Raw genomic sequence first — 21,037 nt, 5'->3', positions numbered from 1 at the left:
GGAGAAACCAGACCGCCGTTCAGCAGCGTCAGGGTGAAGACGCCGGTCATGCCGCCGAGAATCACGGCGATCAGCAGGCGCGGCGCCATCAGCACATACGGGAAGTAGATTTCATGGATGCCGCCAAGGAAGTGGATAATGGCCGCACCGCTCGCTGACTGTTTCGCGTTGCCGCGGCCAAAGAACATATAGGCGACCAGCACGCCCATGCCCGGGCCTGGGTTGGCTTCAATCAGGAAGAAAATGGATTTGCCGGCTTCGCTGGCCTGCTGGATGCCCAGAGGCGAGAAGATGCCGTGGTTGATGGCGTTGTTCAGGAACAGAATCTTCGCCGGTTCAACGAAAATCGAGGTCAGAGGCAGCAGGTTGTTCTGCACCATGATATTCACGCCCGCGGCGAGAATATGGGAGAGGCCTTCCACCAGCGGACCGATGGCGAGGAACGCCAGAATCGCCAGCAGCATACCGATGATGCCCGCCGAGAAGTTGTTGACCAGCATCTCGAAGCCGCTTTTGATTTTGCCGTCTACCGCGCGGTCAAAGGTTTTGATCGCCCAGCCGCCCAGCGGACCGGCAATCATCGAACCGAGGAACATCGGCATATCCGCGCCAACGATCACGCCCATGGTGGTAATCGCGCCCACCACGCCGCCGCGATCGCCGCCGACCAGACGTCCGCCGGTATAACCGATCAGCAGCGGCAGCAGGTAGGTGATCATCGGGCCGACCAGCTTCGCCAGCGTTTCGTTCGGCAGCCAGCCGGTAGGAATAAACAGGGCGGTGATGATGCCCCAGGCGATAAAGGCGCCGATATTCGGCATCACCATATTGCTTAGAAAACGACCAAAGCTTTGAACCTTGACCTTGACAGATGAGGACATAAAAACACACCTCTTATTGTTACGCGCTGACAAATAAGAGAGCGCGTGATTTTGTTAAGACGCTACGGCGAGGCGCCGTCGGATTACTGTATGCAGGCGGACTCTAGCACGCGATTATGACGCTGCGTAGTGAGCTCATCGAAGTGATAAAGATCACAATTAGAGGTAGGTTATCGGACCATATTTGGTGATTAAGATCACAGAAAAGCCCTTATTGAAAACAGGAATGGCGAAATTAGCGGCGAGACAGGGGAATATAATGTGATATTAATCACATTTTTCATGTGGTGGTTTGTTTTAAAAATGTGACGAGTATCACAATAAACTTTTGGTCGAAAATGCGCCAGATCACATTTTTGCCTGGACCGGAAACGGCGCGTCGCGCGGCGCTTTTTTGCAGAAGAGATAACGCCGCGTCGAAAGCAGTAAACAGCGCAGCAGGGGAGGTTAATCGCACCGGAGAAAGTGAAGCGGGAAAGCGATCATCGGTGCATGGCTAATGAAAGAAGCGAGACAAGTACCGGTAAAGCCGGGTAAAGGCAATAACGAGCGCGGGAAATGGGCAACCTCAGGTTGAAAAGTAGCGATAACGGGACAGCCGCAGAGAAAGCGTAGGAAGAAACGGGCGCCAGGATAATCCCTGCGACACCCGCTCTGTGTTACTGGAAGCCGCCCTGCACTGCGCTCTGCGCCTGCGTCAGCGCCTGTGCTTTGGCCGATACGTTGCTCATCAACGTATTGTACTGGCTCGCCTGCTCCTGCGTCGGGAACTGCACGCCATTGTCGTTAAAGGTGACCCGATCGCCCTGCTGTTGCAGGAAATCGCCAGTCTGCACCACATCCTGGCTCAGCGATTGCAGCGCTGGCAGCAGCGGCATCAGCGACGCCGCAGGCTGGGTCACCACTTTGGTATAAACGCGGTCATATACCGCTTTTAAATCATCCGGCTGTTTCAGCGCCGCCTTGCTGCTGTCGGCCTGAGTCTTAGCGTTCTGAATCTGCTGCGTCAACACGCTGAGCGAGCCACTCGCCTGGCGCAGCGCGTCGCGGCGCGTCAGGTAGTCTTGCGGCAGACGAATGGCGGAAAGCTCGTCTACCACCGGACGCAGACCCTGATCCACCGCTTTGTTCACCTGCTGCGAAAAATCATAAATGATGGCGTAGTCACTGGTGTAATTGCCAAAGCGCTGCTTCTGATCTTCACTGAGCGCCGGCAGGCGTTCACCGCTGCGCATCACGGTATTCTGTAAAAAGTCACTAAAAGCCTTACGCTGTTCACCCTCTTTATCACCGCAGCCGGTAAGTTGAAAGATGACCAACAGGGCCGCCAACGGCAGCCACAGGCGCATCCAGACGCGGGAAACTCCGGTCGCCATAGCGTTTACTCCTGTAAATTAACGAATTATCTATTTGTTCAGGCAGCGAGGCTGCCGCCCTGAGGTGCCTAAAGCATAGATCAATGCGATTAGGCTGAATATGGCTATTCAGTAATTAACGATAATTAACACGGCGTTCAGCACGTTTTTTAAGCAGGAAACGGACCAGGAAAAAAGGGAGCGGGCAAGAAAAGAGTAAAGACGGAAGCAAGATCGAAAAATAGTCAGAAAACGGGCGGCAAAACGCTGGCGATCGTCTAATACTTAAATTCCCGATTTATGTTGCACTGCCCTGACCTCGTCCCCTTGCAACAAACCGGCATTCTGAGCCTGGGTTTCAGGTTCTTTTCTCTGTCCTCTTTCACGTTGTTCATAGTGAGTTTTAGGAGTTTGCTATGGAAGTAAAAGATCCCATGGTTGAGTTACTCAGCAGTCTTGAGCAAATTGTATTGACACGGAATGTTGGCGATACCTTTTCCGCGCAGCAAGAAAAAACGGTCTCAGTGCCAGAACCACAGCGCCTGCGCGAAATGACCGGCATGAAAATTGATGAATTTGCCCGCGTGATGGGCGTGAGCGTCTCTTCAGTGAAAAGCTGGGAAGCGAGACGCACCCGCCCGTCAGGTAGCGCACAGAAGCTGATGCAGCTGCTGCATTCAAACCCGTATCTGGGCCGCCAGCTGCTTGACTGAGTGTGTAAATACCGAAAAAAACCCGCCACCGGCGGGTTTTTTTGTTTCAGGCCAGCTGATGAACCAGATGCTCCATCAGATCGGGCGGCAAGGGCGGCGCATAGTTCTGTCCCTCTTCTACGCCGCGCGCCGCCAGACTCCAGGCATCGCCTGAGGCGGCGAGCGCCAGGCTAATCGGTTCCAGCGATGCGTCCAGCGTTTTTGTCTCCGCCGCGCTTTCCTTTGCCTCCGCCGTTTGCGCCAGCAGCGCCGCGATGGCGCTTTCGCCGCCGCTCAGTCCCAGGCCGGCCAGCGTCGTCGGCAATGCGCCGCTTTCCGACAGGCCGTTATGCGCCATCTCTCCGACATCAGCGATGAGGCTGTTTAGCGCGCTGAGCGATAGCTGATGGGCATCTTCCGGCGTGGCTTCCTGATGAACGGTCTGTCCGTCGCCATGGTCCGGCCTGTTGTCCACTGTCGCAGACTGGGCGTTGAAGGCCGTGCTGGTTTCTTCCTCAGCGTGCGTCGCCAGATCCGGGACGGCTTCAGCCAGCACGCTGTTTGCCGGGGCGTGGCCGGTATCGAACGTCACGCTACGGCTGGCGCTGCTGCTGCCGGGAAATTCCGGGTTATCAGGATGGGCGACGGTAACGTTAAGTTGATAATCGCCGTCCGGGATAGTGGCCAGCGCGCCTGCCGGGATGGTGACTTTCCAGCGTCCGTCATTATCGGTAACGGTTTGCCAGCTCAGTTCGCCCAGCGTTACCGTCACTGCGCTGCCGGCAAATATATAATGGGTGGTGCCGCCGATCGTTTGATCGCTTTGCGCTTCCGTCGCGTTGATGATGTTATCGCCCCAGGGGTCAATGGCTACCTGCGGCGGGAACTCGCTGGGATCGGTGTCGCGGGTGAATTCCAGGATGCGCGCCGTGACGATGCTCGGCTGGCCCTCTTCCAGCAGGGTAACGGTCACCATCTGCGTACCGTTCATCGGCAGCAGTTTGGTCTCTTCAAAGGGCACCCACACGCTCCAGTTCAGCTCGCCATTCACCAGCGTGAGCCCGCTTTGATAATGTTGTCCACGCAGCTCGACGTCAACGATAGCGTCCGCCGTCACCCTGTCGGCATCCAGCACGCCGCCGCTCAGTCTCAGGCCGTTGCCCTTTTCCTCGTAGGTAACCAGATTATCGCCGCTGACCGCATCCAGCGTCGGGCCTAAGGGCGATGCCTGCGTTTCGCCGTTTACCGTCAGCGTAATGCCAGCGGTAAAACTACCGGTTTTTACCGTTAACGGCACGTCGCCGACAGGCAGCGCATTCATCTCTTCGCCTGGTATTCTGACCATCCATTCATGGTCCGTCACGCTGGCGCGATAACTTTTCCCGTTCAACGTTAGCGTCACCGGACGGGTGTCATCCCGCACCGTGCCGGTAAAAATATGATCCCACGGGGCGTCGTAGTGCATCACCTCGTCGCCGCCGGGCAGCAGATCGATCTTCAACGGAATCTTCTGCACCACGGTTACCGGCAGGACGGTGCTGGCGGTTTCATCACCGTCCCGCACCGTGACGATAATCGACGTCGGGCCTTGCTCAAGCCGGGCGTCATTAGGAACGGTCAGCGCCCAGGTATCCCCAAAAACGTTCGTGACATAGATCTCATGGCCCAGTTGAACCCAGATTTCGCTGTTATTGTCGACGTTGGCGACTTTACCGCTGAGGTGCAGTTTATAGGCCGATATCTCTTCCTGTGAGATCAGCGAACCCTGACGCAGCGAGTCAAGCGTGATAGTGGGCGCCAGCTCTGGATCGCCGCCGGTGATAATGTCGATATTTCGGCTGTCGGACAGAGCGCCGTTGCCCAGCTGCGCTTTTACCTCGACGTCGCCGGAGCCTAACGTTTGAAGCGTGGAAGCCGGGATAGTGACGCTCCACTCGCCGTAATTGCCCGTTCTGCCGGTAAACGTCTGGCCAGGCAGCGCGCCCGGAAATGTAACGCTGACGAGCTCTCCTGCCGCGACATTAAGACTGGCGCCGGAAATAATTAAATCGGTCTGACTTTCCCGCGCGCTGATAACGTCATCGGTGGAAACCGCGCCGATGGCGATGCGCGGTTCGGTAGAGGAAAAAATATCGTCCAGCCTGATCGTCCGCTCCAGGGAGGTCGTCTCGCCCAGATAATTGGTCGTAATCACCTGCAACCGGTATTCGCCTGGAGAAAGCGCCATCAAATCAGCAACGGAGACGGGTACATGCCATTTGCCTTCCTCATCGACACGCGGCTGATAGTTTTTTGTGCCAAAAACGACCGCCACCACGGTGCCCGGTGTCACGTTAATGGCGGTACCGGAAAGCAACGCCGGGAACATGGCCCACTGCTCATCATCAATCGCAAAGTTGTTATAAGGAGGATCGATAGTCAGGTACGGCGCCGTCGCCGTTTTGGCCACGATAAATTCACGTACGACGGTGGCGGTTTCATTCACATCCTGCACCCAGGCCGTAATGGCCGCCGAGCCATTCTGCAATGTCGCCAGATCGCCAGCGGGAATGGTGGTTTGCCAGTGGTGATTTTTGACCGTTGCCGCGTAGATATCATCGCCCAGCTGAACCCATACCTGACTGCCGTTCGGCACGTTGTCGACGGTGCCGCTGACGATCAGGCCGCTTTGTCGTTCGACGGCAGTCAGCACGTCGTCGCTGGTGATGCTGTTAAGGGTGATTTCCGCCGCGCAGGGCGTCGCATGACCTTTCGTGACGGTAAAGGTACGGTCGATAAGGGTACGTGAGCCGTCATAATCGGCCACCGCCATCACGCTGATGGTATGCTCGCCGGGCGTCAGCGTTTTCAGCACTTCCGGGGGCAGCGTCAGGTGCCAGCTGCCGTTGGCGTCAATCGGCACCTGCCAGCTTTTCCCTTCCAGCATCACGGTAACCAGCGAGCCTTTCTCCGCGAACTCCGTCAGGCCGGAGATGACCTGACCATGGGTTTTTTCCCGGCCGGTCAGCACATCGTTGCCCGCTATCGGACCGATGCCGACACCCGCCGCCGCGCCGTTGCTCATATCCGGAATTTCGACGGTGCGCGTCAGCTCAGTGGTTTTGCCGGAACGGTTAGTGACGCTGATGGTTAGCTGGCGCTCCACCTCCAGCAGCGAGGTAATGGCGGAAGGCGGGATGGGCAGGCTCCAGTCGCCGTTTTTATCAACGCGCGCCTGCCACGTATGGTCTTCCAGCGTCACCGTCACCAGCGCGCCGGGCTCAACATGACGCGCGGTGCCGAAGAGCAGCGCCGGAGAATAGTAATCGGCGGGGTTGGTCGCGCGGAAGCCATCTTCGAACAACGGTTCGACGGTCAGCGTGGGGGGTTTAACCCCGCCACGTCCACAACCATAATGTTTACCAGAGGTGTGTTTGCTCATGATTATCGTCTCGTATGCAGGGTTAAGGTTGGACGAGCGATATCAGATATAATCAAGCGTGCATGCGCAGGCACGGTTTTTTTCGTGGACGACCTTGATGAAATAAAGGGTTTATTTAACAAGTCATTCCGCTGATAAACAGAGAGAATAAACAGGAATGATTGTTTTTTAGCCGAAAAAAAGCGGACGCTTCAGCCATGAATGGCGTGACTGACGAAGCGATAATATAGGAATTTTCTCACGACATCTTAAGGCGTTTCGGCAGATAACTCCCCTGTCGAAGCAGGGCGGTTCAGGTTTACGCCGGCATCAGGTTGTGGCTCAGGAAGTTGTTTATATTGCGCTGTGTCGCTTACAGCGCATATTTTGCCGCCTGTTTTTCAAACCAGGCTTCCGGCACATTGTAAGGTCGCTGTTGCAGCTGGGCGATGCCCTGTTCAATGGTCGCCTGCGCCTGGCGCCAGAGTTCCGCGCTGCCTTCACGCAGCAGCGTAATCTGCACCTGCTTCTCCACCAGGTAGATGCGGGCGAAGTGCGGATCGTACTGCACAATGGCGCGGGTATTATCAATAATGTCCGCCAGCTTAATGGTCTGCGCGTCGGGCGAGGCGTCGGCGGTATGACGGAAATGCGCCACCTTGCGCGCGGCACGGTTTTTCGCCTGCGGCTGTTTTTTATCGGTCAGCATGCTGACCAGTTCGGCGACTTCAGGGCCAAACTGCTGCGCAATATCCTCAAGGGTGGCGCCGGTATCTTCTACCGTGTCGTGCAGCCAGGCGGCGGCCAGCATGTTTTCATCATCGGTGACGCTGCGCACCAGCTCAACCACGGCGGCGGGATGAACGATATAGGGCTCATCCGTATATTTGCGCCGCTGGCCGGCGGCGGCGTGGATTTCTGTCGCAAAGCGTCTTGCCCGTTCTTCCAGTGACTGCATAGATTTCTCCCCCTGCTCTGGTTAAATATTGCTTGCAATTATGTAGTACGCTATTTATATTGTCACGCATGAGTACACATCAAGATGACAAAAAAGCGCCGGGCGCGCCACTGCTGCTGGATAACCAGTTCTGCTTCGCCCTTTACTCAGCCAATCTGGCGATGCATAAACTTTATCGCCAACTGCTGACGCAGCTCGACATCACCTATCCGCAATATCTGGTGATGCTGGTGCTGTGGGAGCGCGATGACGTTACGGTCTCCGATATCGGCGAGCGTTTGTTTCTCGACTCCGCCACGCTGACGCCGCTGTTGAAACGGCTGGAGGCGGCGGGGCTGGTGTCACGCCAGCGCTCGCGGCAGGATGAGCGCCAGGTGGTGGTCACGCTGACGGAGCAAGGCCGCGCGCTACGCGAAAAAGCGTTAAGCATTCCTGAATCGGTTATTTGCGCCTCGGACTGCGATGTCGAGACGTTACAGACCCTTAAGGGCCAGCTTGATCGGCTGCGGGATAATCTGGTTCGCTAGTCCTGTTGTCCAGCCACTGGACAGAGTGGCTGAACAAACTAACCTTTTTAATGTCGTACTAATTAAATCGTTCGCTATTTAATTGTGAATAAACAAACAGGAAGGGGATTTATATGTCATTAGAAAAAGTCATCTATCGTGCAAAAGCAAAAGCTACGGGTGGACGTGATGGCCGCGCCACCTCTTCTGACGGCGTACTGGACGTGAAGCTGGGCGTACCGAAAGAGATGGGCGGCGCCGGCGGCGAAGTCACTAACCCAGAACAGCTGTTCGCCGCTGGTTATTCCGCCTGCTTCCTGGGCGCGATGAAGTTCGTCGCCTCGCGTGACAAAATCGCCATGCCGAAAGAGGCCTTTATCGAAGGCGAGGTGGGCATTGGTCCGCTACCGACCGGTTTTGGCATTGAAGCTACGCTGAATATTCATCTGCCAGGCATGGACCAGGCGGAAGCGCAGAAGCTGGTCGACGCCGCGCATATCGTTTGTCCTTACTCTAACGCCACCCGCGACAACATCGACGTGACTCTGAATATCATCAACGCCTGATATCCCGCCGCGCGCGTTCTGACGCGCGGCTTTCCCTCTCTCTGGCTATCAAACTGTGCGTTTTCTCGTCACGATGGCGAAATTTCGCTGATCCTGATGCCTGACTGTGGTTTACTGCCCACGCTCCACCGGAAAAGGTTCCTTTTTCCGTTCAGAATCCTCTTGTTCATCACGCTGTGAGAATAATGCGATTGTCGGTAAGAACTCTGGCGCAGCGGAGCGGTCTGAATATCGTTTGTAAAGCATATGTTGCGCCGGGAATAAAGAAGGTCGAATGAATTATATAAAATCACTCACTCAGCAAAAGCTGTCTCTTTTGCTGTCGCTCTACATTGGCATTTTGTTGAATTTGCCCATATTTTACCGCCGATTTGATCCATTTCTGAATAAATCCACGCTCACTGACTGGCTGTCGGCCGGGGCGGAAGTCATGGCTATCGTTCTGCTGACTTTCTTCCTGATGCGTCTGCTGTCGCTGGGCGGCAAGCTGTTTTATCGTATTCTCGCTACCGTGCTGGTGCTGATCTCGGTGGCCGCCGCCTACTATATGGCCTTTTTCAACGTGGTGATCGGCTACGGCATCGTGGCTTCGGTGATGACCACCGATATCGATCTCTCGAAAGAGGTAGTGGGCTATCAGTTTGTACTGTGGATGGTGCTGGTCAGCGCGCTGCCGCTGCTGATGATCTGGCGCAACCGCCTGCGCATGACGCTGATTGAACAGTTAAAAACGCCGGGACAGCGTCTGAAGCCGTTGGGCATTATGCTGCTGGCGGTCGTGCTGGTGTGGCTGCCGATCCGCTATTTCGACAAGCTGCAAAAAGCGAATGAAGAGATCACCAATATCGACCTGCCGAGCTATGGCGGCGTGGTGGCGCACTCTTATCTGCCTTCCAACTGGCTGTCGGCGCTGGGCCTGTTCACCTGGACGCACCTTGATGAAGCGGTGGACGGGCAGGAGCTGCTGGACCCGGCGAAGAAATTCACTTACGTGGCGCCGCCGGGCATCGACGACACCTACGTGGTGTTCGTGATCGGCGAGACCACCCGCTGGGATCATATGGGACTGCTGGGCTACGAGCGCGACACCACGCCGAAGCTTTCCCATGAAAAAAACGTGGTGGCATTCCGCGGCGAATCGTGCGACACCGCCACCAAGCTCTCGCTGCGCTGCATGTTTGTGCGCGAAGGCGGCACTATGGATAATCCGGGCCGCACGCTGAAAGAAGAGAACGTTTTCGCAGTGCTGAAATCGCTGGGCTTTAGCTCTGAGCTGTTCGCCATGCAGAGCGAAGTCTGGTTTTACGACAACAGTCATGCGGATAACTTCGCCTTCCGCGAGCAGATCGGCTCTGAGCGCCGCAATCAGGGCAAGCCGGTTGACGATATGCTTTTGATCCCGGAACTGAAGGCGTCGCTCGATCGTCATCCGAACGGCAAACATCTGGTGGTGCTGCATACCAAAGGCTCGCACTATCTTTATTCCCAGCGCTATCCGCGCAGCTACGCGCGCTATACGCCGGAGTGTATGGGCGTAGATGATAAGTGCAGCAAGGCGCAGCTGATTAACGCCTTCGATAACTCGGTGCTTTATACCGACAGTGTGCTGGACAGCGTCTATGACCAACTGCGCGACAAGAAGGCGATCGTCTTCTATGCCGCCGACCACGGTGAGTCGATCAGCGATAATATGCACCTGCACGGCACGCCGCGCGACATGGCGCCGCCGGAGCAGTTCCGCGTGCCGATGATCGTCTGGGCGTCCGACAGCTGGCTGGCGGATGGGCGCAACAAGCAGGCATTTGAACGTTTACAGGCGCAGCAGCGCGTAGGAAAAACCCATCGCCATGTTGAACTGTTTGATACCCTTCTCGGCTGCCTGGGTTACACCTCGCCGGACGGCGGCATTAAAGCGGACAACAACTGGTGTCAGGCGCCTGCCGCCGGCGCGGTAAGCAAAAGCTAATCCCGCGGCTGGCGCGCCGCCGACGTGAATGCTTTTCAGCCAGTTGACGCGCTCAACGTGAAAAAGTCATTGACGCCTGGCGGCGACCTCAGTAAGATGCGCCCCCATCGGCGAGTAGCGCAGCCTGGTAGCGCAACACGTTCGGGACGTGTGGGTCGGAGGTTCAAATCCTCTCTCGCCGACCAAATTCCCAACCCCAGTCAGCAATGACTGGGGTTTTTGCGTTTTAGCGCCGGTCAATGCGCCCGGCATTTTACCTCCCGCCTTCTCGCCTGGATGGGTCAGATATATCTTACCGTTATGGTTTTTCTTTCCGACATAACTTCTTCTTTTATCCAGCTCGCATGCGCAATCGCCTTTAACCGTTATTAATCGCCCTCTCAAAGGAATAAGGCGCGCCCAGCCTGAGATCGAATCTTATTTCGCGTCACATCCTTCCTCTGTCCGATTGTTGCCCGTCGCTGATTGCCTGCGCCACAGGCGTAGCATTTTTTGCTGTTACTCAGGCTTAACAGCCATCAAATCGTTCAGTTATTCAGCGTTCAACGATAAATTTTAAAGGTTTTTTCGCCGTCGAACCCACTGCGACGCTCGCTTTTTACCCGTTTTTTATCGGGCTAATCCGTTAAGAGATGAATTATTCAGCTGCTTTTGTTAGTGGAAGGTTTTTTTTATGTTTGCTTGCTGTTTCTCACACTCTGTGTAAATACCTGACATCTGTATTGACGTGCTTGCAATCTGTTGACAAATTGATGTTTCACCGAGGTAAGGGAAGCGGATTCTTCTGATAGATTTCTTACTGTCAGAGTCAACAAACCCTCACTTATCTCCTGATGCCTTCGGGCAGCTCGCACCGACCGCACAAAAAAAACAGAGGCCGGGCACACGCGCAAACACACATCACACATTGGAGCATAAGCATGAGTATTTCCTTGGCTAAATCAGGGGTGCTAAAGGTTGGTCTGAGCCTGATCGCAATGACCGTGGCCGCCAGCGTTCAGGCTAAGACTCTGGTCTATTGTTCAGAAGGCTCGCCGGAAGGATTTAACCCGCAGCTGTTCACGTCCGGCACCACCTATGACGCCAGTTCGCGCCAGGTTTACAACCGTTTGGTGGAGTTCACTATCGGCACGACGGAACTGCATCCGGCGCTGGCTGAGAAGTGGGACGTCAGCGAAGACGGCAAAACCTATACCTTTCACCTGCGTAAAGGGGTGAAGTGGCACACGACAAAAGATTTCAAGCCGACCCGCGACTTCAATGCGGATGATGTGGTGTTCACCTTCGAGCGTCAGCTCGACAAGAACAACAAATATCATGGCGTTTCCGGCGGCAACTACGAATACTTTGAAGGCATGGATATGCCGAACCTGATCAGCAAGATCGAGAAGGTGGACGACTATACCGTGCGTTTCACTCTGACGCGTCAGGAAGCGCCGTTCCTTGCCGACCTCGGCATGGATTTCGCCTCGATTCTGTCAGCGGAATATGCCGACAAGATGCTTCAGGCGGGCACGCCGGAGAAAGTGGACCTGAACCCGGTCGGCACCGGCCCGTTCCAGCTGCTGCAATACCAGAAAGATTCCCGCATCCTGTATAAAGCCAACGCCGAATACTGGGGCACCAAGCCGAAAGTCGACCGCCTGGTCTTCTCTATCACGCCGGACGCCTCGGTGCGCTACGCCAAGCTGCAAAAAGGCGAGTGCCAGGTCATGCCGTATCCAAACCCGGCGGATATCGCGCGCATGAAGCAGGATAAAAACATCAACCTGATGGAGCAGCCTGGCCTGAACGTCGGCTATCTCTCATTCAACGTTGAGAAAAAACCGCTGGATAACCTCAAAGTGCGTCAGGCGCTGACGATGGCGGTCAATAAGAAAGCGATCATCGACGCCGTCTATCAGGGCGCTGGCCAGTCGGCGAAGAACCTGATCCCGCCGACCATGTGGGGCTACAACGATGCGGTGCAGGATTACCCTTACGATCCGGCTAAGGCCAAAGAACTGCTGAAAGAAGCGGGCATGGCCGATGGCTTCTCTATCGACCTGTGGGCGATGCCGGTACAGCGTCCTTACAACCCGAACGCGCGCCGTATGGCGGAGATGATTCAGGCTGACTGGGCGAAAATCGGCGTGAAAGCCAAAATCGTTACCTACGAGTGGGGCGAGTACCTGAAGCGCGCCAAAGATGGCGAACATCAGACGGTGATGATGGGCTGGACCGGCGACAATGGGGATCCGGATAACTTCTTCGCCACGCTGTTCAGCTGCGCGGCGGCGAAAGACGGCTCCAACTATTCACGCTGGTGCGACAAGTCATTTGAAGATTTGATTCAGCCTGCCCGTGCGACGGACGACCATCAGAAACGTATCGAACTTTACAAGCAGGCTCAGGTAGTGATGCACGATCAAGCGCCCGCGCTGATCATCGCGCACTCCACCGTCTATGAGCCGGTCAGTAAAAAAGTGTCCAACTACGTGGTGGATCCACTGGGCGGTCACTACTTCGTTAACGTCGATATCGCTGAATAATCAACGGGGCCGGCAGCCGCTGGCCCGAAATGTCTCGTCGCGATGGCTGCCTGCGCAGGTTGCAGGCAGCCATCGCCCGACGGCGATATTTGTGGGCTGAACGCATTTCATCCCCTTTCCCGGACGAAAAAAAGGCTAAGGCGCAACCTGTTGCGTCGCGGTTGGCTTCACGCCATCGCAGGATGTGAGCAAAACTCGCCCAACGCGGCGGGATAAAAACAGAGAAACGGAATATGTTGCAGTTCATACTCCGACGTTTGGGCCTGGTAATCCCAACGTTTATCGGTATTACCCTTTTAACCTTCGCCTTCGTGCATCTGATCCCCGGCGATCCGGTGCTGATCATGGCGGGCGAACGCGGGATCTCCCCGGAACGCCACGCGCAGCTGATGGCCCAGCTGGGTCTCGATCAGCCGATGTGGAAACAGTATCTCACCTATATCAACGGCGTCCTGCACGGCGACCTCGGCATCTCCCTGAAAAGCCGCACCCCGGTATGGGACGAGTTCGTGCCGCGCTTTAAGGCGACGCTGGAGCTGGGCTTCTGCGCCATGCTGTTCGCAATGATCGTCGGCATTCCGGTCGGCGTGCTGGCGGCGGTGAAACGCGGCTCGATTTTCGACCACACTGCGGTCGGCATCTCCCTGACCGGCTATTCGATGCCGATTTTCTGGTGGGGCATCATGCTGATCATGCTGGTCTCGGTGCAGCTCAACCTGACGCCGGTCTCCGGGCGGCTCGGCGACGCGGTGTTCCTTGACGATACCCAGCCGCTGACCGGCTTCGTGCTGATCGATACCCTGCTCTGGGGCGAGGCGGGCGACTTCAAAGATGCGGTGATGCATATGATTCTGCCCGCCATCGTGCTGGGCACCATTCCGCTGGCGGTGATCGTGCGTATGACGCGCTCCTCGATGCTGGAAGTGCTGGGCGAGGACTATATCCGTACCGCGCGCGCCAAAGGGCTGACGCGCATGCGGGTGATTGTGGTCCACGCGCTGCGCAACGCCATGCTGCCGGTGGTGACGGTGATTGGCCTGCAAATCGGCACGCTGCTGGCGGGCGCGATCCTGACCGAAACCATCTTCTCCTGGCCTGGGCTGGGTCGCTGGCTGATCGAAGCGTTGCAGCGTCGTGACTACCCGGTGGTGCAGGGCGGCGTGCTGATGGTCGCCACGTTGATTATCCTGGTTAACCTGCTGGTTGACCTGCTTTACGGCGTGGTTAACCCACGCATCCGACACAAGAAATAAGGGGGCGCCAGCATGTCTGTAGTTGATCCTGGCAGCGTAAGCGCTGCACCCACGCCGATGACCCCTTTCCAGGAATTCTGGCACTACTTTAAACGCAACAAGGGCGCGGTAATCGGCCTGGTCTATATCGTGATTATGGTGCTGGTGGCGGTATTCGCCGGCCTGCTGGCGCCGCACGGCCCGGCGGAACAGTTCCGTGACGCGCTGCTGCATCCGCCGGTCTGGCAGGAGGGCGGCAGCTGGCAATATATCCTCGGCACCGATGACGTGGGCCGCGACGTGCTGTCGCGCCTGATGTACGGCGCGCGCCTGTCGCTGCTGGTGGGCTGTCTGGTGGTGCTGCTGTCGCTGATCCTCGGCGTCATCCTCGGCCTGCTGGCTGGCTACGTCGGCGGCGCGCTCGACGCAGCTATTATGCGTCTGGTGGATATTATGCTGGCGCTGCCGAGCCTGCTGCTGGCGCTGGTGCTGGTGGCGATTTTCGGTCCGTCGATCGTTAACGCCTCGCTGGCGCTGACCTTCGTCGCGCTGCCGCACTATATCCGCCTGACCCGCGCCGCGGTGCTGGTTGAGGTAAACCGCGATTACGTCACCGCCTCCAGCGTGGCGGGCGCTGGCGCGCTGCGTCAGATGTTCGTCAATATTCTGCCGAACTGCCTGGCGCCGCTGATCGTTCAGGCGTCGCTGGGTTTCTCCAACGCGATTCTGGATATGGCCGCGCTGGGCTTTCTCGGTATGGGCGCGCAGCCGCCGACGCCGGAGTGGGGCACCATGCTCTCCGACGTTCTGCAATATGCGCAAAGCGCCTGGTGGGTGGTCACTTTCCCTGGACTGGTGATCCTGCTGACGGTACTGGCGTTTAACCTGATGGGCGATGGCTTGCGTGATGCGCTCGACCCGAAACTCAAGCAGTAAAGAGGCACCGAGATGGCGTTATTGAATATAGAAAAACTGTCGGTGCATTTCGGCGATGAAAAAGCACCGTTCCGCGCGGTTGACCGCATTAGCTACCAGGTCGAACAGGGCCAGGTTGTGGGCATCGTTGGCGAGTCCGGCTCCGGCAAATCGGTCAGCTCGCTGGCGATTATGGGGCTGATCGACTTCCCCGGCCGCGTCATGGCGGACAAACTGGAGTTCAACCAGCGCGACCTGAAGCGCATCTCCGAAAAAGAACGTCGCCAGCTGGTGGGCTCGGAAGTGGCGATGATCTTTCAGGACCCCATGACCAGCCTGAACCCTTGCTACACCGTGGGCTATCAGATCATGGAAGCGATAAAAGTTCACCAGGGCGGCAACCGTCGCACCCGGCGTCAGCGCGCTATCGATCTGCTTAACCAGGTGGGCATTCCCGACCCGGAATCACGTCTTGACGTCTACCCGCATCAGCTTTCCGGCGGGATGAGCCAGCGCGTGATGATCGCCATGGCGATCGCCTGTCGGCCGCGTCTGCTGATCGCCGACGAACCGACCACGGCGCTCGACGTGACCATCCAGGCGCAGATTATTGAGCTGCTGCTGGAGCTGCAAAAGCAGGAGAACATGGCGCTGATCCTGATTACGCACGATCTGGCGCTGGTGGCGGAAGCCGCGCAGCACATTATCGTGATGTACGCCGGGCAGGTGGTGGAGACGGGCAAGGCGAGCGATATCTTTAAGGCGCCGCGCCATCCTTACACCCAGGCGCTGCTGCGCGCCCTGCCGGAGTTCGCAGCGGACAAAGCGCGTCTGGCCTCGCTGCCGGGCGTGGTGCCGGGGAAATATGATCGTCCCCGCGGCTGTCTGCTGAACCCGCGCTGCCCTTATGCCACCGACCATTGCCGTGTGGAAGAACCTGAATTACGTGATATTCCAGGGCGTCAGTCCAAGTGTCACTATCCGCTGGATGATGCCGGGAGACCAACCTATGCGTCCTGAACCTCAAGAACAGCAGTATCTGCTACAGGCAATCGACCTGAAAAAGCACTATCCGGTGAAAAAGGGACTGTTCGGCCAGCCGCGGCTGGTTAAGGCGCTGGACGGCGTCTCCTTCAACCTTGAACGCGGCAAAACCCTGGCGGTGGTCGGCGAATCGGGCTGCGGCAAATCGACGCTGGGCCGCCTGCTGACGATGATTGAAACGCCGACCGAAGGCCAGCTGTTCTGGCACGGCCAGGATCTGCTGAAGCACGACCCGCAGGCGCAGTCGCTGCGCCGTCAGAAAATCCAGATTGTGTTCCAGAACCCCTACGGTTCGCTGAACCCGCGTAAAAAGGTCAGTCAGATCCTGGAGGAGCCGCTGCTGATCAACACCACGCTCAGCAAAGCGGAGCGGCGGGAAAAAACGCTGGAGATGATGGCGAAGGTCGGCCTGAAAACCGAACATTACGACCGCTATCCGCATATGTTTTCCGGCGGCCAGCGTCAACGTATCGCCATTGCGCGCGGCCTGATGCTCGATCCCGACGTGCTGATCGCCGATGAGCCGGTCTCGGCGCTCGACGTATCGGTGCGCGCCCAGGTGCTGAACCTGATGATGGATTTGCAGCAGGATATGGGCCTCTCCTACGTCTTTATCTCGCACGATCTGTCGGTGGTGGAGCATATCGCCGACGAGGTGATGGTGATGTATCTGGGACGCTGCGTAGAGAAGGGCACCAAAGAGGCGATCTTCGCCAACCCGCGCCACCCTTACACGCAGGCGCTGCTCTCCGCCACGCCGCGTCTGAACCCGGACGACCGCCGCGAGCGCATCAAGCTGACCGGCGAGTTGCCCAGCCCGCTTAGTCCGCCGCCCGGCTGCGCGTTCAACGCCCGCTGCCGTCGCCGTTTCGGCACCTGCGTCCAGCTACAGCCGCAGCTGAAACGCTACGGCGACCAGCAGATCGCCTGCTTTGCCGTCGACCAGGACGAGCAGCAAAAAGCAGGATAAGAGTAATGCAGAGCGGAGAGCGATCTCCGCTCCATTATTTCCGCTCGCCAAACTTTTCTCTGATTACCGCCTCTGTAGCGCTCCCGCCCCGCAGCAAAAGCTGTTTTGTTGTTACTGGGGGCTGAATTTTGCGGCGCTTCGCAATATCGGACGTGGATTAAAACGATGATTGATTTGTTTTTCGATGGCATTTAGTCCAGATCTTTTTATTGCTTCAATGCGCGCTAAAACCTTTCTGTAATGCCTGGTGCTTCCCTTCTCTTTTTATTTAATTCATGCCGAATGAAGTTGCGCAATAATATATTTCAATCGCTACTGCGCTTTTCAGACGTCCATCTGGCAAAAGGACATGGCTCAGGCCGGGAAAGATCATGTCCGCTTAAAATAAGCCTTCGCGTAAAAAATTACGCGGGCATCCCTGCCTGTTTCGGGAATGCCCGCGTAACGGGTTTCAGCTTGCTCGCTGACGCCCTTTACTGCGGATAAGGCACCCAGTCGCCGCCGTTCAGGCGAATCCAGGGTTTGCCCTGATACATCACCACCACCGCATTATCGTTTTCCGATACCACCGGCGTCTGCGGCAGGTTCTCCGTCAGCACTGACATATTGACGTTCGGCGCGTTAAACACCTGGCCATCCACGACGCGCGACAGCAGTTCTGATATCGCCAGCAGGCTGGTCGGCGTATCGACGCTCAGCGGCTGGCCCTGATGCGGCGCCTTCATGCCGACAAAGCGAATGCCGACCGGCACATGGGTAATGCCTGGGCTGGGAATATCGCGCAGGCCGGACATCTGCATCTTGTCGCCCACCAGCGCAGCGCCATGCTCCGGCACCACCATCACGATGACCCGACGGCCCGATTTTTCCAGGTTGGTCAGGAAGGCGTCCAGCTGATCGAACAGCACCTGCGCGCGCGGCTTCCAGGGCGCGGTGCCGGTTGTGCCAGGCTCGCGCGTGCCGTCGTGCAGCGGGATCAGGTTATAGAAGGTGGCGGTGCGCGCATCGCTGCTTTTGGTGCGGTCATCCAGCCAGCGCTGCATCAGCTGCGCGTCGTTGAACACCGGCGAACCATCGAACGAGGTCAGCTCCGACGCGATGCCCGCCTGCGACATCAGCGGCGCCTGAATATCGCCAAAGTCGCGCAGCTCTTTCAGGTAGTTACCGAAGACACCGGTATGATCCATCATCAGCTGCTCTTTAAAGCCCAGCTTCGCCAGGTTATCAAACAGATAACACTGCTGCTGCGCGGGCTTATAGAGATCGCTGTGCGAGGTCTGACCGCAGCTGGCGCGCAGCAGACGAATCCCCGCCGGGCCGCTGTAGCCGGTCGCGGAGTTGTAGTTGTTCAACAGAATATCGAAGTGCTTCCACAGTGGATGGTCGCGCAGCTGCACCGCATCGATATCGGACCAGGCGAGCGAGCAGATATTGATAATCAGTACATCGAACGGCTGCGAATCAGGAGACAGCGTATCGGGGAAATGGGTGACGCGCTGTTTTTCCGTTTCATAGAAGCGGTTCAGGTAAGCGGTCAGGTTGGCGCTGGTCGGCGGCGCCGACTCATCCAGCGCGTTTTTATCCGCCGCCGCGTTATTGGCGGGCGTTTTGCTGTTCAGCACCACTTCCGGCGTGGCGGAGCGGGTCGGCAGCAGCGAAATCGACGGCCCGGCGATATTGATCACGTTTATCCAGACCAGCATCAGCGAAACCAGCACCGTAATGCGCACCCACTGAGAAATAAACAGGTAAAGCACCAGCATGACGAACGCTGCGCCGACCATCTGCCAGTTAATAAAGCGATTAAAGAGATCGAGCAGGTAGGCGCTGGAAAATCCCGCCACCTGAGCGCCCTGGCTCAGAATGCTTTGCGGGCCGGGCAGCCAGGTGTCATGCCAGAACAGGCCGATGCCGATCGGCAGCGAAATCCAGTTGCGCAGGCGGTGCAGCCGCTCCGACGGCAGCGGCAGCAGCAGCCAGGCGAGAAAGACCAGGTTCGCCAGCGCATGAAAGTTAAGATAGCCGAACCACAGAAGCGCAAATTTAATCAGGAAATAGAAATTCCAGCCGCCCAGACCGCGCCAGCTACGCCAGAAAGCAGCCGTTGAAGGCTGCGTCTTTTTACCATCAGTCATTATTTATCTTTATCCGTTTTAGTGGACTGGCGTTGCCAGGTGCCTTCATATTTCAACGAGCGTGGCGGCAAGAGCCGATGCATAATGCCGCGCCAGCGTGCGGGCAGCCAGCGGGTATAGAGCGGTTTTGTCAGCAGCGCGATCAGCACCAGCAGAATCAGGATCTGAACTCCATCCATTAATGTCATTCGCGCGTGGCTCCCGTTTTATAAATCTTCAGCGCCACCGGCTGCGGCGTTGGACGCGCTACAGGCGCCGGCGCGGATACCGTCGTATCCGGTACGGCCACAGTCAGTTCAGGCGGCTTGTCTTTCCATGCGCCCGGCACCAGCGTTTTCATCTGCCTGACCTCGGAAAGGATCTGCAAATCTTCAAACCAGACCAGGCGATTGGAGAACAGCTCATCGTGCGGCAGACGGAAAATAAATTTCAGCGCCGTATCGAGATCGTTATAGCGACACGAAGAGAGAAAGAGATAGAGCCGGTCGCCCAGCACGGTCACCAGGTCGCCGTAGCGGCGCGGCTTACATAAAGTAAGCGCTTGCTCAGGCCGCAACTCAGGCACCGGACGCAGCGCCACCAACAGACCTTTGCCGTTTTCCGGCAGCAGGGTATTGTTCACCAGCTGCGTCACCGCTTCGCAGAATTTATCCAGCGGTAAAAAGCCGCGTAGCTGAAGCGGTTGCAGTGATTGTAGCAGCGCATCGAGATCGGCAGGAACGTGGCGGTTATAGCGTTGGCCCTGAAGGCTTTCCAGCGTCGTCAAAAAGCGCGACATCGGCGCGCCAAACGGCACGATGGCGTTGACGCCGCACGCCAGCAGCAGACGTTCGTCACTGTAGCGCAGGCTGGTCTGCATCTCGCGCACGATAATTTTCAGCCCGGCGCCGCGGGTGCGGCGCAGGCTGTGAACGTCCTGCGCCAGGGTGCGGATCTGATCGTTATGGGTAAGGGCAAAAATTACCGTCGCAGAGTCGGCCTGCTGGGCGCGTGACGCGACCAGCTCGTTATTGCCGAACAACTGCCAGTGGCTGGAGAGCGGCGGCGCGCCTTCCAGCACCTGTTTTTCTGCAAGACAGATCGCCTCATCGTTCAGCGTCAGCGGCGTGTTCTGCTCATTTTCATTGACCGCCGCAAAGCCGGCAGGCTGAAACGTTAAGCGCAGCGCCCGATCCGCCATCAGGCGACGATCGTGGCACCACCAGCTGACGCGGTAATTCCAGATATCCTGCTGATATTCGAGATGCGCCAGGCCGTTTAATTGGCGGAAAGTACTCAGTAATGTCTGACGTAAATTATTTACGCCAGAACCGGAAGTAATAATTAACAGGCAACAATTACACGTGGCCAGCGTGTGGTTGATTTTTTTACTCCACGCAGTTAATTCCGCAGGTGATAGCTTTTCAATGAAAGAAAAATTATTGAAAAATAATACCAGCCGCGGCTTCGCTGAAAGCGTGCGCGCTAAATCTTCCGGCAAATCCAACAGCGCGCGGCGTTTTTCAGGCAGCGAGTAGAATGGAATACGATTCGGCCCCTGCGGCAAAGCAGGCTCCAGCAGCGCCTGCGGCGCATCGCCGGCGCTGATAAGCGTCAGGGACTTTTGCGCCGCCATAACCTGTCGCGCCAGCCTGCGGGCATCCTCAGGCCGGTTGACGGTAAGCCAGTAACAGCCGGGCGGCTGCATATCACTTAATTCATTCTGAACCTGCTCAATACCGCGCGTACAAGAGAGTGCCATAGAAGTTTCGCAAAGTGGTTCAACCGAAGCTCTTTTATTATAGACAGCGATTTATTCCGCCTGGATAATTTTGATGAATATAATAAAAATCGCCGGGCCATATGTATCGCCTGTACGTTTATCACAGGTTTGAAAAAATGAACGC

The 21,037-nt window shown here is 57.0% G+C and carries 16 protein-coding genes and 1 tRNA gene; 10 read left to right on the top strand and 7 right to left on the bottom strand.

The window, feature by feature from the left end; translation table 11 throughout:
• Positions 1 to 881: PTS mannitol transporter subunit IICBA (locus MYY08_RS10255; protein ID WP_288014000.1), on the bottom strand; the 881-nt coding region annotated here is incomplete at its 3' end.
• Positions 882 to 1,540: 659 nt separating this feature from the next.
• Positions 1,541 to 2,257, bottom strand: a complete 717-nt coding sequence (locus MYY08_RS10250) for a DUF3053 domain-containing protein (protein WP_038629447.1) — start codon at positions 2,255 to 2,257, stop codon at positions 1,541 to 1,543.
• A 395-nt stretch (positions 2,258 to 2,652) separates the two neighbouring features.
• Between MYY08_RS10250 and MYY08_RS10245 the strand changes: the two genes are divergently transcribed.
• Positions 2,653 to 2,949, top strand: coding sequence for an HTH-type transcriptional regulator (locus tag MYY08_RS10245; RefSeq protein WP_038629449.1), 297 nt, complete (start codon positions 2,653 to 2,655; stop codon positions 2,947 to 2,949).
• A gap of 46 nt (positions 2,950 to 2,995) precedes the next feature.
• Here MYY08_RS10245 and MYY08_RS10240 read toward each other — a convergent pair whose 3' ends face one another.
• Together MYY08_RS10240 and MYY08_RS10235 are read right to left on the bottom strand one after the other, a co-directional pair.
• Positions 2,996 to 6,349 carry a hypothetical protein gene (locus tag MYY08_RS10240; RefSeq protein WP_288013999.1) on the bottom strand — a complete coding sequence of 1,118 codons (3,354 nt, stop codon included), beginning with the start codon at positions 6,347 to 6,349 and terminating at the stop codon, positions 2,996 to 2,998.
• Between the two features lie 352 nt (positions 6,350 to 6,701).
• Positions 6,702 to 7,286: an HD domain-containing protein gene (locus tag MYY08_RS10235; protein WP_038629453.1), complete on the bottom strand. Its 585-nt coding sequence runs from the start codon at positions 7,284 to 7,286 to the stop codon at positions 6,702 to 6,704.
• Positions 7,287 to 7,354: 68 nt separating this feature from the next.
• Between MYY08_RS10235 and MYY08_RS10230 the strand changes: the two genes are divergently transcribed.
• The 9 genes from MYY08_RS10230 to dppF all read left to right on the top strand — a co-directional run bounded on the left by MYY08_RS10230 (position 7,355) and on the right by dppF (position 17,016).
• Positions 7,355 to 7,813 (top strand): MarR family winged helix-turn-helix transcriptional regulator, encoded by a 459-nt coding sequence (locus MYY08_RS10230; RefSeq protein WP_038629454.1) that lies wholly within the window; start codon positions 7,355 to 7,357, stop codon positions 7,811 to 7,813.
• Positions 7,814 to 7,926: 113 nt separating this feature from the next.
• Positions 7,927 to 8,358, top strand: a complete 432-nt coding sequence (locus MYY08_RS10225; protein WP_038629455.1) for an organic hydroperoxide resistance protein — start codon at positions 7,927 to 7,929, stop codon at positions 8,356 to 8,358.
• A 274-nt stretch (positions 8,359 to 8,632) separates the two neighbouring features.
• On the top strand, positions 8,633 to 10,324 hold the full coding sequence (eptB, locus tag MYY08_RS10220) for a kdo(2)-lipid A phosphoethanolamine 7''-transferase (protein ID WP_038629457.1): 1,692 nt from the start codon (positions 8,633 to 8,635) through the stop codon (positions 10,322 to 10,324).
• A 108-nt stretch (positions 10,325 to 10,432) separates the two neighbouring features.
• Positions 10,433 to 10,509, top strand: a tRNA-Pro gene (locus MYY08_RS10215).
• Positions 10,510 to 11,244: 735 nt separating this feature from the next.
• On the top strand, positions 11,245 to 12,855 hold the full coding sequence (dppA, locus tag MYY08_RS10210; RefSeq protein WP_038629459.1) for a dipeptide ABC transporter periplasmic-binding protein DppA: 1,611 nt from the start codon (positions 11,245 to 11,247) through the stop codon (positions 12,853 to 12,855).
• A gap of 233 nt (positions 12,856 to 13,088) precedes the next feature.
• The gene (dppB, locus tag MYY08_RS10205) at positions 13,089 to 14,108 is read left to right on the top strand and encodes a dipeptide ABC transporter permease DppB (RefSeq protein ID WP_038629460.1); all 1,020 of its coding nucleotides are present in this window, start codon (positions 13,089 to 13,091) and stop codon (positions 14,106 to 14,108) included.
• 12 nt (positions 14,109 to 14,120) lie between these two features.
• The gene (gene dppC / locus MYY08_RS10200; RefSeq protein ID WP_038629461.1) at positions 14,121 to 15,023 is read left to right on the top strand and encodes a dipeptide ABC transporter permease DppC; all 903 of its coding nucleotides are present in this window, start codon (positions 14,121 to 14,123) and stop codon (positions 15,021 to 15,023) included.
• Positions 15,024 to 15,035: 12 nt separating this feature from the next.
• Positions 15,036 to 16,022, top strand: a complete 987-nt coding sequence (gene dppD / locus MYY08_RS10195; protein ID WP_038629462.1) for a dipeptide ABC transporter ATP-binding protein — start codon at positions 15,036 to 15,038, stop codon at positions 16,020 to 16,022.
• Positions 16,012 to 17,016: a dipeptide ABC transporter ATP-binding subunit DppF gene (dppF, locus tag MYY08_RS10190; protein ID WP_288013998.1), complete on the top strand. Its 1,005-nt coding sequence runs from the start codon at positions 16,012 to 16,014 to the stop codon at positions 17,014 to 17,016. Before dppD ends, dppF begins: the two co-directional genes overlap by 11 nt.
• A gap of 473 nt (positions 17,017 to 17,489) precedes the next feature.
• Here the strand turns inward: dppF and bcsG are convergent, their stop codons facing one another.
• Genes bcsG through bcsE form a run of 3 tightly spaced genes read right to left on the bottom strand, consistent with a single transcriptional unit; the run spans position 17,490 to position 20,892 of the window.
• Positions 17,490 to 19,151 (bottom strand): cellulose biosynthesis protein BcsG, encoded by a 1,662-nt coding sequence (gene bcsG, locus MYY08_RS10185; RefSeq protein ID WP_084970463.1) that lies wholly within the window; start codon positions 19,149 to 19,151, stop codon positions 17,490 to 17,492.
• A complete protein-coding gene (gene bcsF / locus MYY08_RS10180) occupies positions 19,151 to 19,339 on the bottom strand; it encodes a cellulose biosynthesis protein BcsF (RefSeq protein WP_038629466.1) in 189 nt (62 codons plus the stop codon). Before bcsF ends, bcsG begins: the two co-directional genes overlap by 1 nt.
• Positions 19,336 to 20,892 carry a cellulose biosynthesis protein BcsE gene (gene bcsE, locus MYY08_RS10175; protein ID WP_288013997.1) on the bottom strand — a complete coding sequence of 519 codons (1,557 nt, stop codon included), beginning with the start codon at positions 20,890 to 20,892 and terminating at the stop codon, positions 19,336 to 19,338. Before bcsE ends, bcsF begins: the two co-directional genes overlap by 4 nt.
• Positions 20,893 to 21,037 lie beyond the last annotated feature (145 nt).

It is taken from the genome of Mixta sp. (assembly GCF_024610815.1).
Taxonomy (GTDB): domain Bacteria; phylum Pseudomonadota; class Gammaproteobacteria; order Enterobacterales; family Enterobacteriaceae; genus Mixta; species Mixta calida.
The sequence above is the reverse complement of the archived record's forward strand: the minus strand, read 5'-3'. Positions and strand labels throughout refer to the sequence as shown.